The organism is Vibrio sp. NC2, assembly GCF_025195005.1.
Lineage (GTDB): Bacteria > Pseudomonadota > Gammaproteobacteria > Enterobacterales > Vibrionaceae > Vibrio > Vibrio splendidus.
Window position 1 is genome coordinate 54,931 of the sequence record NZ_JANVFC010000001.1, and the last position, 12,916, is coordinate 67,846.

Sequence of the window (12,916 nt, forward strand, 5' to 3'; positions counted from 1 at the left end):
CCTCACTCGTTTGTGCATCTCTAATCAAACCCAATAAAACTTAGCCGAGCTCAACTTTTATTACGCTTGATACTGTTTCAGGAACATCTCGACACTGGATTGGATGATTACCTGTTTTTGTGCAGCATCCGGTGACGGCGTATGACCAATGATTTGTGGCCAAAATGCAAAAGACTTTAACAGTGCAATAAACTGGGTAGATGCAAATAGAGGGTCTAGTTCAATCAAGCGGTCATCTGCCTGTGCTGCTTTAATCCAGGTTGTGAGTCCACTTTCTGCTTGGGAATACTTTTCCATCGCTTGATGCGCCAGTTCGGCGTTATGGAAATACTCTGAGAACAGCACGCGAGATAAGTCGATAAAGCCTTCTGATTCTAAAAGTTCTAGTTCTTGATTGGCAATCGAAGTGAGTTGCTCATCAAGAGGAAGTTCTGCTTGATAAGGGAAATGCGTCGCGGCGAGAGTCTTGCTCCAAATGCTGTCCAAAATCTCATCTAAAAGCAGTTCTTTGCTGGCAAAGTGGTTGTATACCGTGCGCTTTGATACTTCCGCGCGGCTCGATATTTTATCCATGCTGGTGGCCTTGTAACCGTGCTCAGTAAACTCTGCGATAGCAGCGGCAACGATCGATTCACGTTTTCTTTGGCTCAGCGTTTTTTTTACAGTCATCGGGATACTACTCAATAGGTCGCGGTTAGCATTGCATACGCTAATTTTACACCAGTAAGTTTACTTTTAGAACACCAATCCGCGTATTGGTAATTAGGTCGATAGCCACTGAATCGCTTTGCAATGCACTGTGGGTATCATAGAATCGAAAGCGTATTCGAATTTTATTGATATCAACGGAAGAGAATAAACAATCAATGAGTAGTATTTTAGAGTGTATTCGTACAGTTGGACGAGGAGAAAGAGGGCGTAAGCCTTTATCGTTCGAACAAGCCTACCGCATCATGGATGAGTATTTAAGCGGAGAGGTCGGCGACGACCAAATGGCTATGCTACTGATGTTGATTCGTGTGCAGAATGAAACTAATGAAGAGATCGCTGGCTTTGTAAAAGCGTTTCAATCTCGAGTGCCAGACTTAGGCGCCGATATTGACTGGCCGTGCTACGCAGGTAAGCGTAACGATACCGCCAGTGGTAAGCCTTGGAATTTGTTGGCGGCAAAAATCTTAGCTGATAATGGCTATAAAGTCTTAATGCATGGCTACATGGACAAACCAAGTGGCCGTACGCACGTTGAGACCCATCTAGAGTGTGTTGGTGTTCGCCGAGCTCAAGACACACAAGACGCCAAGCAGATCCTTGAAGCGGATGGTATCGCCTATTTGCCTTTGGCGAACTTCGCACCTGAAGCTCAAACTATGATTGGTTGGAAACACCGTTACGGGCTGAGAACGCCGATTAATACTGTAGTTCGAGCATTGAACCCCGGTGGTGGTCGTTTGGGCTTGCGTGGTAGTTTTCACCCGGGCTTTCCTCAATTACACGCTGAAGTTGAACATGTCATTGGTAATAAATCGCACTCGGTGATTTCATTTAAAGGCATGAATGGCGAATCAGAATACAACCCTAAAGTGAGTCAAACGGTCTGGATGAGTTCTCCTGAGAAGGTGGAATCTTTCTACTGGGAAGGCTCGATGAATGTTGAACTGCCTCTGCCTTCTGAATGTGTACTGGGTACACCGGAAGATGAGATGGAGTTGATGGCGAACAGTGTTGTGGACAGTATGACTGCGATTTTATTCGCAGAAACGCACGATAAAACTGAGGCATACCAGAAAGCGGTGCGTCTGTGGCATGAGTATTGTGCGCGTTAGATGATGGTTTTTAACCAATGAGAGAAGGTCAGCGAGTGCTGGCCTTTTTTGTGCTTGATTTCTAGCAAGGGCCTTTCGTGAATGCCCAAACAATAGAGCTACTTCACTCGCATCAATCGATGCATCTTGTCTTCGAATTGAATCTCAATCACTTGTGAGATTTTCATCTTCTCAACTCGTTCAAGCATTGCTGTTTGATAGGCTCGTTTCTTCATCCACTCTAACGGCTCTTTAAAGCCATCTTCATTTATCACAAAGGACTGATCGGTGATGGAGTCTTCAAAAATATGAACCACCCAAATGCGCGATTGGAAATCCAATAATTCGCTAAAGTAGCTTTTTAGCTTAGGGATAAAGTGAGATAGAACAGTTTGAGGAGAACGAAGCGAAGTCATAGTGAACCGTTTGGACAATGAAAAGCGGTGCGACGGATGTCTCCAATTCGAGCGCTTATCGGTTAAAGCAGGTAATCATCGTCAATGTGATTACCTACTCAAGAACTTGCCACAAAATACGGTATTCAGGTGCCGTTGACAATGCTTGTTGAGCTTGTCGGTCAAGACATGTGTGATGAGTCTGCTATTTAACGAACAAGCCGAAGTCGATCTCTTGTGCTCTTTGGTATTTGACCAACTTTACTTTCAAATTGTGTTTTGCCGCTAGATCAATCGCTAAGCTAGACATGTGTTTTATCTCATCGACGCAGCTAGAGATAAGGGGCTTTTCTTGGTTGTCGACAGTGGCGATGAGGGTGTTTTCTGTACCATCGACACCGGAATAAATGTACGCGTACATACTGTTGTTGTGTTGCATAAACGGCCTAATTGTAACGATATAATTATTTATGGCGTGAAGAGTACAAGGTTTATTCATTCAAGCCAGTGTCATAAAGTAAGGCTTTGTAAGGACTCTATTTTTTATTTTTTTGCTCGCGTAAAAATGCTCACAAGCCTTTTGTGACCTTGTTTGCTCGCCTTGGTAGGTTTTACCTATCAATAAAATTGTTGAAATCCATTTAGTAAAATCAAGATTTTAGACAACAATTAGGTTAACAAGATAGAAAAAGACATGACGAAAAGTATTTAGGGAGAACGCAATGCATTCAATAAAAGTGAAAGATTACATGACGCCGCAGGTTGTGACATTCACTCCTGACATGCCGTTAAGTCTCGCGTTAGATAGAGTAATGAGCAGCCATCACATGGGCGGTCCAGTAATTGATGATAATGAGCAAGTTATTGGTTTCCTTTCTGAGCAAGATTTATTAGAAAAATTGGTAAAGGTAAGCTATTTCTGCCAAGACACACACATTGTGGGTGATTGTATGTACCAAGAGGTGTTATCGGTATCACCAGACTTATCCATCATTGAATTGGCAGATATGATGCAAGTGGGTAAACCCAAAGCTTATCCAGTGCTCGATAACAAAAAGCTAGTGGGTATTATCACCAGAACCGATGTTTTGAGAGCAATCGGCAAGAACTTGGAAGAATGCTTCAAACATCAGGTATAGTAGCGTGTTAAGAACGATTATTTTTCTCAATACCCTCAATTGAAAAAAGGCGCACTTGCGCCTTTTTTCTGTATAGAGCCTTTCTTTGTCGCTCCTTTCTTTGTCGCTCCCTAGCTTGTGGAACGCTTGCTTTGGATCACTAGTTTAGGGAGCTTGCTTGTGGGTGTCCCAGCTTTTGGAGGTTTCATGTCAAATCAAACGGCAAAGTTTGTAGAAGGTTCAACGATGCGCCACATCTTGGTGATGTCGGGGGCTGGCTCAGTCGGTTTGATGGCGTTATTCGTGGTCGATTTACTCGATATGTTGTTCATCAGTATGTTGGGACAAGTAGAATTGGCCGCTGCGGTGGGTTTTGCAGGCACGCTGACTTTTTTCTCTACCTCCGTTTCGATCGGTACTTCCATTGCTATGGGCGCGTTAGTTTCCAAAGCGATCGGTTCAAAGAATCAGGAACACGCTCGAAACCTCGCCACCAGTATTATGCTGACTGCTTTTGTCATCAGTTTGACGATTACCGCGGTGATGTTTGCTTATATCCCAGAACTGTTAGCCGCTATAGGGGCAAAAGGGGTTGCCGCAGAGCGTGCCCAAGCTTACCTACAGATTTTATTGCCAAGTGGTCCATTTTTGGCGTTGGCGATGGCGGCTGGTGCGGGTTTGAGGGCTGCAGGAGATGCCAAACGTTCGATGTGGGCGACTTTGTCGGGCGGTATCGTTAATGCGATTTTGGACCCTCTGTTCATTTTTGGTTTTGGCTGGAATATAGAAGGGGCGGCTATTGCTTCTGTTTTTGCCCGTTTTTCGGTGCTTCTTTTCTCGCTGTATCCTCTGATTCGTAGTCATCACTTGGTTGCACCTCCTTCACTGGTACAGTGGCGCATTAATATTCGCCCTATATTGGCCATTGCGCTTCCCGCAATTATCACTAATACCGCAACACCTATCGGTAATGCGATTGTGACAACGGGTATCGCACAATACGGTGAGGATTTTGTCGCGGGTTTTGCCGTGATTGGTCGTCTAACGCCGGTTTGCTTTGCGGTTATTTTTGCCTTGTCTGGCGCTGTAGGACCAATCATTGGGCAAAACTTTGGTGCAGAACGAATGGACAGAGTAAAAGAAACACTCAACAACTCATTGTTGGTTACTACGGCATACACCATCGCCGTCTGTATTCTGTTGTACTTTGTCCAAGACTATGTGATCCAAGGCTTTAGCCTGCAAGGTGATGCAGCAATTATTGTTGCGGCATTTTGTACTTATGTCGCCTTAACCTTTACTTTTAATGGCGCGCTGTTTGTTGCCAATACGTCTTTCAATAACCTGGGTAAACCGCTTTACTCGACAGCACTGAATCTGGGTAAAGCCACTCTTGGTACGTTGCCGTTCGTCTACTTAGGCTCGCAATGGTATGGCGCATTGGGTGTGTTGTATGGGCAAGCCTTGGGTAATGTTTTGTTCGGAATACTTGGTACCTTGGTGCTTCGCTATCATATTGCCGAGCTTATGCAAGGTTCCCAAGTTGATCCTGTAGAAGACGATGTATCGATAGTGAGCTTGAATACACAACCGTTTTGTTCACACGATGCGGTTCTTATTGATGATGTATCTGCGAACAGAGAAGAGTGTAAAGAGTTCAAGTCGCAATAACACCGGCATTCCAATACGAGATTGGTCGGTTTGCAAATTTCTTCTTGGCCTTGGACAATTTCTTCTTGACCTTGGAGTAGCCTCCAAGGTTTATACTTTTGATGAACTTAAGGTTTGGTTGCTGTGATTAGCTAGCAACAACCTCAAGGCTTTTGAGTATTAAGGAGATACATTATGTGCGCAAAACATGCAGCGTGCCGCTCAACAAAAGTGGACGTTCAACCTCAAGCGGCAGGAGCAAGCTGTTCCAGTCCTAAAATTTCCAGCATCACGGCAGCGGGTACTTCATCATGCTGTAGTTCTACGACGGCTTCTGCAGCAGCAGATGATTGTTGTGGTTCAGACAGTGGAGAAGAAGACCGGCTGCCCTTAACTGAATCTCTTAACGCCCAATTTTCCAAAAGTTGGCTGGTTGCTGGAATGGACTGCCCAGCTTGTGCAAGAAAAATAGAAAACGCGATCAGTAATATTGACGGTGTTATTCAAGCGAAGGTTCTCTTTGCTACCGAAAAACTGGTTGTTAAATTCGATAATGAAAGTCTTGCCGACACCATTGAACAGGTCTCTATCAAAACGGGTTTCCCTCTTTCGGAAGTCGGTTCTAAGAAAGAAAAACAACAACCTGAGACTTTTTGGCAAGCGTACATCCAACCTAATTTTCAGATTATCGCGATTGCAGCGGCAATGCTGTTCGCTGCGCTTCTGAAAAGTACATATCCTCAATTAAGTGAAGGCTTATTCACCGCAACCTGTCTACTCGGATTATATCCGGTGGCTAAGAAAGCGGTTCAGCTGGCACGTTCAGGTACACCTTTCGCAATAGAAACTCTAATGAGTGTTGCCGCGCTGGGTGCCTTGTACCTGGGCGAAACCGCGGAAGCGGCGATGGTTTTACTGTTGTTCTTGATTGGTGAGCGCTTAGAAGCGTTTGCTTCATCAAGAGCAAGAAGTGGCGTTCAAGCGCTAATGGCATTGGTACCAGAAAACGCAACCAAGATCATCAACGGCGAGCGTGTTGAAGTTGCAGTCAGTGAACTTGTTCCTGGTGACGTGATTGAAGTAGCGGCGGGCTCTCGTTTACCTGCTGATGGAAAACTGATTACCGACGCTGCAAGCTTCGATGAAAGTGCATTAACGGGGGAATCTGTTCCTGTCGAACACATCGAAGGCAACAGCATCATGGCTGGCGCTGTGGTCGTGGATAAAGTGGTGCGTATTACCATCACTTCAAAGCAGGGTGAGAACGCGATCGACCGTATTCTTCACCTGATTGAAGAAGCAGAATCTCGTAAAGCGCCGCTCGAGCGATTCCTCGATAAGTTCAGTCGCTGGTATACACCGTTAATGATGTTGGTGGCTCTTTTAGTCATCATAACGCCGCCATTGTTGTTCGCACAGCCGTGGGAAACGTGGGTCTATCGTGGTTTAGCGCTATTGTTGATTGCTTGTCCGTGTGCGTTGGTTATCTCAACTCCAGCCGCGATTACGTCTGGTTTGGCAGCCGCCGCGAAACGTGGTGCGCTAATTAAAGGCGGCGCAGCACTGGAGCAGCTTGGTAAAATTCAAACTATTGCCTTCGATAAGACGGGCACACTGACTGAAGGTAAACCTCAGGTTACGGACATTCAGCCTCTATCGGGTTGGCAACAAGATGCGATGCTTCGTGTGGTTGGAGCAATTGAAGTGGGTTCTACTCACCCATTGGCGCAGTCGCTAGTTGCTAAAGTGAAAGAACTGAATGTCGAAATTCCAGAGTCACACAACAAGACCGCGCTTATCGGTAGTGGTGTTGAAGGCGATGTCGACGGAATTAAGTATCAGGTTCTATCGCCTTCTAAGGTGACGTTCGATCTTGGTGCCGATGTTGTTTCTCAGGTTGAGGCATTAGAAGGCGAGGGCAAGACGGTTGTGGTTGCTCTTGAGCTTAAAGATCAAGAAGAATCAACCGAGCAAGCTGCGACTGTGATTGGCCTGATTGCTTGGCAAGACACGTTACGCAGTGACGCTAAGCTTGCGATTGAACGACTCAATGACTTGGGTATTCAATCTATCATGCTTACTGGGGATAACCCGCGAAGCGCGGCAGCGATCAGCAGCAAGATTGGCATGCAGTATAAAGCAAGCCTGCTGCCAAGCGACAAAGTGTCTTACGTTGAACAGTTGTCTCAGCAGTCACACGTGGCCATGGTGGGCGATGGCATCAACGATGCGCCGGCTATGAAAACAGCAAATGTAGGTATCGCAATGGGCGGTGGTACGGATGTTGCCCTTGAAACTGCGGATTCAGCACTGACTCATAACCGTTTAACTGAGTTGCCAGCGATGATTGAACTGTCGCAAGCGACTATGAATAACATTCGTCAAAACGTCGCACTCGCACTTGGTTTGAAAGGTGTGTTCTTAGTGACCAGTTTGCTAGGTATTACCGGTTTGTGGGTGGCAGTTTTAGCGGATAGTGGCGCAACAGCTTTGGTGACACTCAACGCTCTTCGTTTACTTCGATTCAAATCAAAAGCGGATTAGTTTCAGGTTCTTGATGTAGGACGCTCTCAATTTAAAAGCACCTAATATCAAAAACGCCTAATATAAAAAGCGCCTTTAGCGGTAATACGTTAAAGGCGCTTTTTGTCTCATTCGTATGCAACACATGCGTGTAGATTGCTTATTTTTGTGATGCCAATCGGTTTTTCGTGAAACTTGAAATCTTGTTGCGATCATTGGTGTGACACTCGTCACTTCATTTTGTAATGAGCTTGGTTAGAGTGTGTTCGTACCCCACGAATTTACTATGAGCTTAAATAAGGGTAAAAAGCCCAATAAGCCAAAAGGAGCGAACTATGTCTCAAGCTGTTTTCCATTTAGGTGTTACTGAAGCAGATCTTAACGGTGCTACTCTTGCGATCATTCCTGGTGATCCTGCTCGTGTGCAAAAAATTGCCGAAGAGATGGAGAATCCTGTATTTCTTGCTAGTCACCGTGAATACACGCTTTACCGCGCAGAGCTAGACGGCAAGCCAGTTGTTGTATGTTCAACAGGTATCGGTGGTCCATCTACTTCTATCGCAGTTGAAGAGCTTGCTCAACTTGGTGTTCGCACTTTCCTACGTGTCGGTACTACTGGTGCTATCCAACCACACGTAAACGTGGGTGACATGATTGTTTCTACAGGTTCTGTTCGTCTAGACGGCGCTAGCTTGCACTTTGCTCCTATGGAGTTCCCAGCAGTGGCTGACTTTGAAGTTGCAACAGCAATGAAAGCGGCAGTTGATGAATCAGGTGCAACGGTCCACATGGGCGTAACGGCATCAAGCGATACGTTCTACCCAGGTCAAGAGCGTTACGACACGTTCTCTGGTCGCGTTGTTAAGCGTTTCCAAGGCTCTATGCAAGAATGGCAAGACATGGGCGTTCTAAACTTCGAAATGGAATCTGCAACGCTTCTAACTATGTGTGCAAGTTCGGGTCTTAAAGCGGGTTGTGTTGCTGGTGTAATCATCAACCGTACTCAAAAAGAGACGCCTGATCACGAAACACTAAAAGTAACAGAAGCTCGTTCAATCAAAGTGGTTGTAGAAGCTGCTCGTAAAATGCTTTAAGTTGTAAACATACTTTTAGTTATAAAAATGCTTTAAGTCTGTTTCCAAGATTTAAAAATGGCCGCATCAAATGATGCGGCCATTTTTTATGGGGCAAAGAAATTAGAGACATAGAGAGTTGAAAGATGAAAATAGAGCGGAACAGATAAATGGCTGGAGAACAAAAAAGGCGAGTGACTTAATCGTCATTCGCCTTTTTAGATTTACTTAAGAGCGTTGAGCTCTCAAGAGCCTATTGGCTTTTAGCATTCTAAATCTTCATCACCACCGGCGGCGGTAAACCATGCCGCTAGGTGTGTTTTAAGATCTTTTAATTCGTCAGGGCCAATCAATGCAAGGCCAAGATCTTCTGCTCGTGTGATGTCGTTATGACGAAGAGGGCGGAAGCTCACCAACATTGCACGTGCTTGTAGGCCACCCAGAAGGTCTCTAAGCGATTCCAGCTTGTACAAGGTATCATCGCCATCATCACGCATACCTTTGGTCTTACACTCGATGATGTGCAGCTTATTGTTTACTACAGAAGCAACATCAAGCTCGTTACGCACCTCGCGCTCACCGAGTTGACGATAAACCTGAACATTCAAAGAGCGATCTTGAATGGTCGGCATGTCATCTTGGATCTGCTTAACTGTGCTATGAACCAATGTTTCAAGCCATTCGCCGTTTGAGAAGCGTCGTGCGTCTTCATTGGCAAACGTCAAAATACCATTGTCATAAGTGGCGATCTTAGCTTCAACCAAATCGCTCAACAGCATGTTTAGCTCGCGATAGCCTTGTTGTTTCTCTGACAATCCTACATCAAGTCTCTGTTCTTTGCGGCAGGTCGTTGCAAGATAGTTCAATGTAGCAAGGCCTGGGCCGAGTTCTAGTGCATTACTTGCCCAGCGTTCACCCAGCTCATAAAGCTTTTGATCAAGTTGCGGAGACAGCTGTACATCGCTGAATTCACCACGAGCGCCGAACACAGTCAGGTAGTCGTCGATAGTGATGCGGTCTTGAACTTGTGCGTCTTCTTTACCATTCGGGTAAAGCCAGCACAGCTTGTCACTGTTTGGTTCAACAACAAAGATTGGCCAGTGGTAAGTACGAAATACTTCGTAGACAGAAAGTAGGCGGTGACGAAGGCCACAACTTGCGTTGAGTTTCACTTCTTCACCACGAGCTTTGAGGTCTTCGGCAAGGTTTTGGATAGACTCTTTAATCGCGGATGTATTTACGAGGGTTGGAATCTCGAAAAATTCACTCGTAATGTCGCGCTTCTGCAAAACGCTGTCTAAGCGTTGGTAAATACTGACTTGATTCTTGTCACCGATGAACACGATGTGAGTGCTGATCGTTCGGTTATCGAGTAGTGGGGTGATCAAGCGAATGGGATCTTGATCGATAATGCCAACATGAACAGCCATATAAATTCCTTAATAGCGGCTCGCTCATAAAGGTGAAAGAAAAAACGGGAAGCAGCAAGCCTTAATAATCATATAATGACAAAGATCATAAAAAACAAGGGCAACCCTTGATAAAAGTTGCCCTTGTTCAAATAGTTATCACTATTGGGTAAGAAGTCCCAATATTCTCACTAAATATCTATCAATTTCTCAGCTACCTATAGCTTGAACTGATGAACCAAATCACCTTGCTGGTTTGCGAGAATTGTTAGGTTTTGGCTTGCCTCAGCAATTGAAGACATCGCTTGGTAACTCTTATCTGCGATATGGTTGATGTCTTCTATATTCCGCGCAATATCACCAGAAGTTTCACTCTGCTCAGCGGCTGCTTGAGAGATGTGTGTACTCATGTGGCTGATCTCTAGAATCAAGGCTTGGATCTCTTCCATCGCACTGTTGGCACTTGAAGCTTGTTGAACCGACATGTCCATATCGCTCATACAACTTTCAATCACGTTGCTTGCTGTTTTCGAGCTTGATTGCAGGTTGCTGATCATGGTCTCGATTTCAGACGTTGATTGAGTGGTCTTCTGTGCTAGCACGCGTACTTCATCGGCAACCACTGCAAAACCACGGCCTTGCTCACCGGCACGCGCCGCTTCGATTGCCGCGTTGAGTGCAAGTAGGTTGGTTTGTTCTGCAATACCACGGATCACGTCGAGGATTGAGCCAATCTGGCTACTCATCTGTTGCAACTCACCTACAGCACCAACAGATTCAGTAAGGCGAACCTCGAGCTGGTTAATGGTACTGATGTTGGTGTTCATTATCTGACGACCAGACTCAGAAGCCGATTCTACTTGTTGAACCATGGTTAGTGAGCTTTGCGCGCTGTTCGCCACTTCTTGTACAGAATGAGACATTTCTGTCATTGCGGTCGCGACAGTTGCCGTTTGCTCACGTTGGCTGTTCAGTTGAGCTTGCGTCTCTGTAGAGGTTTTCTGGTTTACGCTTGCGGTCTTCGTTAAGTCGTCTGAAGCGTCATTCAGTTTCACCAGAATATTGCGTAGGTTGTCGGCTAAGGTGTTGATGTGACGACTCACACGGCTGAATTCGTTGTCATAACGAATATCGATACGCTGAGTCATATCGCCTTCAGTTAGGCCTTCTAATGTACCTAGAATGCGAGTTAATGGCTCTCTTACGCTATGTGCAATATGGTAACCAATTGCTGCAGCGAATACGGTGACAACAATACCAATTGCAATCGCATTGAACAGGCCTTTGTCGTAGATGCTGCTTGCGTCTTCCAGTGAAGCGTTCAGTTGCTCTTCCGCAGTCACGTTGAATGAGTCTAAAACAGCCATGGCTTGGTCTATTTCTACGGCTAAGTTAGCAATGTTGATGTACAGAGCTTGCTTCGCTTTCAAGTAGTTGTTGTGCTTGTCCAACACACCGCCTTTTTGACCAACGTCTTTTGTGAATTTCTGAACCGATTCATCAAAGACATTTTTAAGTGCTGGCAGTTGTGTGGATAGGCCGCGATAAGCGTAGTTAAGGTGAGTAACGGCCTTTTTGTTTTGGTTAACGGCTTTCTGAACGAAGGCAACATCAGAACTGGCTAGCGCATCAGAGGTAATTACTTCAGCATCTTGAAGTTTAATGAAGTAGCTTTTTGCCATCACTTTTACAGAGATGCTTTTTTGGTCGGCAACGTACTCTTTCATGCCAACAGTTAACTCTGAATGTAAGCGTTGGAAATCGCGAGATGCTTTCTGTACTTGCTCTTGAGCTTCAAACATTGCGACGTAGTTGTTCATCGCTTCGTCAGCTTCGGCGAAGTAGCGTTCTTCCATTGCTCTTAATTGGGCAATGCGTTCAGTGAGCGAAACATTGTTTTGGCTTGCCGCTTCTAAACTTCCGAGAACTTCTGAAAACGAGTTTTGTGACGCAGCAAACTCAGTACGCATTGCAGACATGCGTTCAGCGTTTTGTGTGGTTAAGTAATCTTTGAATGATTTATCAGCAGAAAGCAATTGAACACTTGTTTGATTTGAAAGCGCGACAAGTGGTAGTGAGGTTTCTGAGACACTCTCAAAATTGCTGTGTATCTGATTCATGCTGTTCATCATGATGGTTATCGTGACTGCGAACATGATGATGATCAGTGCGAAACCAGCGTACATACGCTTGATCACAGATCCCTTCATGGCTTTCTCCCTAAATAAAAATGCAGACCTAATGTCAGGTCAAAGTAAAACTAACAAAATTATCAGCATTCTATTGAGCTCCGTTTACGCATTTTATGACGCACACGTCAAAAATAGCCCTCAGTTATAACCAACATGCCATTCTTGAGAGCTAAGGCTCGTTTTCTTTGATTTGAACGGTGTTTTTTATTATGCTTTAAAGCAGATTTATTGTGGTTTGATGCGGCATAGCGCATACTCAAAGCATTAAAAAATAAATGTTTTATCGGAGAGAAACATGGCTGAAGAAACCATTTTTAGTAAGATCATCAATAAAGAAATCCCAGCAGATCTACTATACCAAGACGATTTAGTAACGGCATTTCGCGATATCAACCCTCGCGCGCCAAGCCATATCTTAATCATCCCAAACAAGCTGATTCCAACAACGAATGATGTTGAAGTAGAAGATGAAGCCATGATGGGGCGCATGTTTACCGTGGCTCGCAAGTTAGCAAAAGAAGAAGGCATTGCAGAAGATGGCTACCGTCTTATTGTGAACTGCAATTCTCATGGCGGCCAAGAGGTTTATCATATTCACATGCACTTGGTTGGTGGCCGTCCACTTGGTCCCCTCTTAATGAGCTAATAAAAAGTTAATGAGCTAATGCAAAGCTAACAAGTTAATGAAAGCTAACGAGCTAGTTTAAACGTGCTCATTAGTGGGTTAACACAAGTAGTTAGTTGGAAAATTTGT

At 44.9% G+C, this 12,916-nt stretch carries 11 protein-coding genes; 6 read left to right on the forward strand and 5 right to left on the reverse strand.

Annotation, left to right across the window (positions count from 1 at the left end):
* Positions 1–60 precede the first annotated feature (60 nt).
* Positions 61–669, reverse strand: coding sequence for a TetR/AcrR family transcriptional regulator (locus tag NX845_RS00250; RefSeq protein WP_017091364.1), 609 nt, complete (start codon positions 667–669; stop codon positions 61–63).
* Positions 670–866: 197 nt separating this feature from the next.
* Between NX845_RS00250 and NX845_RS00255 the strand changes: the two genes are divergently transcribed.
* Positions 867–1,823 carry a glycosyl transferase family protein gene (locus tag NX845_RS00255; RefSeq protein WP_065681186.1) on the forward strand — a complete coding sequence of 319 codons (957 nt, stop codon included), beginning with the start codon at positions 867–869 and terminating at the stop codon, positions 1,821–1,823.
* Positions 1,824–1,921: 98 nt separating this feature from the next.
* Here the strand turns inward: NX845_RS00255 and NX845_RS00260 are convergent, their stop codons facing one another.
* On the reverse strand, positions 1,922–2,218 hold the full coding sequence (locus tag NX845_RS00260) for a hypothetical protein (RefSeq protein WP_004736279.1): 297 nt from the start codon (positions 2,216–2,218) through the stop codon (positions 1,922–1,924).
* Between the two features lie 184 nt (positions 2,219–2,402).
* The gene (locus tag NX845_RS00265) at positions 2,403–2,636 is read right to left on the reverse strand and encodes a hypothetical protein (RefSeq protein WP_017078937.1); all 234 of its coding nucleotides are present in this window, start codon (positions 2,634–2,636) and stop codon (positions 2,403–2,405) included.
* A gap of 283 nt (positions 2,637–2,919) precedes the next feature.
* Here NX845_RS00265 and NX845_RS00270 point away from each other — a divergent pair, with 283 nt between their 5' ends.
* The 4 genes from NX845_RS00270 to udp all read left to right on the forward strand — a co-directional run bounded on the left by NX845_RS00270 (position 2,920) and on the right by udp (position 8,582).
* Positions 2,920–3,336 carry a CBS domain-containing protein gene (locus NX845_RS00270; protein ID WP_017078938.1) on the forward strand — a complete coding sequence of 139 codons (417 nt, stop codon included), beginning with the start codon at positions 2,920–2,922 and terminating at the stop codon, positions 3,334–3,336.
* A 186-nt stretch (positions 3,337–3,522) separates the two neighbouring features.
* A complete protein-coding gene (locus NX845_RS00275; protein ID WP_017086104.1) occupies positions 3,523–4,986 on the forward strand; it encodes an MATE family efflux transporter in 1,464 nt (487 codons plus the stop codon).
* A gap of 174 nt (positions 4,987–5,160) precedes the next feature.
* Positions 5,161–7,509: a zinc/cadmium/mercury/lead-transporting ATPase gene (locus tag NX845_RS00280; RefSeq protein WP_065681187.1), complete on the forward strand. Its 2,349-nt coding sequence runs from the start codon at positions 5,161–5,163 to the stop codon at positions 7,507–7,509.
* A gap of 314 nt (positions 7,510–7,823) precedes the next feature.
* On the forward strand, positions 7,824–8,582 hold the full coding sequence (gene udp / locus NX845_RS00285; protein ID WP_004736272.1) for a uridine phosphorylase: 759 nt from the start codon (positions 7,824–7,826) through the stop codon (positions 8,580–8,582).
* A gap of 242 nt (positions 8,583–8,824) precedes the next feature.
* Here the strand turns inward: udp and NX845_RS00290 are convergent, their stop codons facing one another.
* Together NX845_RS00290 and NX845_RS00295 are read right to left on the reverse strand one after the other, a co-directional pair.
* Complete coding sequence (locus NX845_RS00290; RefSeq protein ID WP_004736271.1) at positions 8,825–9,991, reverse strand: DUF1887 family protein; 1,167 nt, start codon at positions 9,989–9,991, stop codon at positions 8,825–8,827.
* 197 nt (positions 9,992–10,188) lie between these two features.
* Positions 10,189–12,180, reverse strand: coding sequence for a methyl-accepting chemotaxis protein (locus NX845_RS00295; protein WP_004736269.1), 1,992 nt, complete (start codon positions 12,178–12,180; stop codon positions 10,189–10,191).
* Positions 12,181–12,457: 277 nt separating this feature from the next.
* Between NX845_RS00295 and hinT the strand changes: the two genes are divergently transcribed.
* The gene (hinT, locus tag NX845_RS00300) at positions 12,458–12,808 is read left to right on the forward strand and encodes a purine nucleoside phosphoramidase (protein WP_004736268.1); all 351 of its coding nucleotides are present in this window, start codon (positions 12,458–12,460) and stop codon (positions 12,806–12,808) included.
* Positions 12,809–12,916: the final 108 nt, after the last annotated feature.

Coding starts and splice junctions, on each gene's coding strand:
- hinT (WP_004736268.1), top strand. CDS start 12,458: ATGGCTGAAGAAACCATTTTTAGTAAGATCATCAATAAAGAAATCCCA.
- NX845_RS00260 (WP_004736279.1), bottom strand. CDS start 2,218: ATGACTTCGCTTCGTTCTCCTCAAACTGTTCTATCTCACTTTATCCCT.
- NX845_RS00265 (WP_017078937.1), bottom strand. CDS start 2,636: ATGCAACACAACAACAGTATGTACGCGTACATTTATTCCGGTGTCGAT.
- NX845_RS00270 (WP_017078938.1), top strand. CDS start 2,920: ATGCATTCAATAAAAGTGAAAGATTACATGACGCCGCAGGTTGTGACA.
- NX845_RS00290 (WP_004736271.1), bottom strand. CDS start 9,991: ATGGCTGTTCATGTTGGCATTATCGATCAAGATCCCATTCGCTTGATC.
- NX845_RS00255 (WP_065681186.1), top strand. CDS start 867: ATGAGTAGTATTTTAGAGTGTATTCGTACAGTTGGACGAGGAGAAAGA.
- NX845_RS00295 (WP_004736269.1), bottom strand. CDS start 12,180: ATGAAGGGATCTGTGATCAAGCGTATGTACGCTGGTTTCGCACTGATC.
- udp (WP_004736272.1), top strand. CDS start 7,824: ATGTCTCAAGCTGTTTTCCATTTAGGTGTTACTGAAGCAGATCTTAAC.
- NX845_RS00275 (WP_017086104.1), top strand. CDS start 3,523: ATGTCAAATCAAACGGCAAAGTTTGTAGAAGGTTCAACGATGCGCCAC.
- NX845_RS00280 (WP_065681187.1), top strand. CDS start 5,161: ATGTGCGCAAAACATGCAGCGTGCCGCTCAACAAAAGTGGACGTTCAA.
- NX845_RS00250 (WP_017091364.1), bottom strand. CDS start 669: ATGACTGTAAAAAAAACGCTGAGCCAAAGAAAACGTGAATCGATCGTT.